The organism is Bacillus cereus group sp. Bc031 (genome assembly GCF_027716265.1).
GTDB lineage: Bacteria > Bacillota > Bacilli > Bacillales > Bacillaceae_G > Bacillus_A > Bacillus_A paranthracis.
The window spans coordinates 1-500 of record NZ_JAQFUL010000230.1; the positions used below are offsets into that span (position 1 = coordinate 1).

Sequence of the window (500 nt, forward strand, 5' to 3'; positions counted from 1 at the left end):
ATTCAGAGATATCACCGCGTGGCGCGTTGATAGCCTGTTCCATCACGCCCAGGATGTGCAGACGCGCACCTTTAGCCTGGTTCAGAGCAACCTGCATGATCTCTTTGGTGATACCTTCAATTTTGATATCCATCTGCAGTGCAGAGATACCGTCGCGGGAACCCGCCACTTTGAAGTCCATATCGCCCAGGTGGTCTTCGTCGCCCAGGATGTCAGACAGAACAACAAAGTTGTCGCCTTCTTTCACCAGACCCATTGCGATACCCGCAACGGCAGCTTTGATCGGCACGCCTGCGTCCATCAGCGCCAGAGAAGCACCACATACGGAAGCCATGGAAGAAGAACCGTTAGATTCGGTGATTTCAGAAACCACACGTACGGTGTACGGGAATTTGTCCATATCCGGCATGACTGCCAGCACGCCGCGCTTCGCCAGACGACCGTGACCAATTTCACGACGCTTCGGAGAACCGACCATGCCGGTTTCGCCTACGGAGTAC

The 500-nt window shown here is 54.6% G+C and carries 1 pseudogene; it reads right to left on the bottom strand.

The features are described 5' to 3' along the window. A pseudogene (locus PDQ33_RS29035) lies at nucleotides 1-500 on the bottom strand (polyribonucleotide nucleotidyltransferase); the annotation flags it as partial.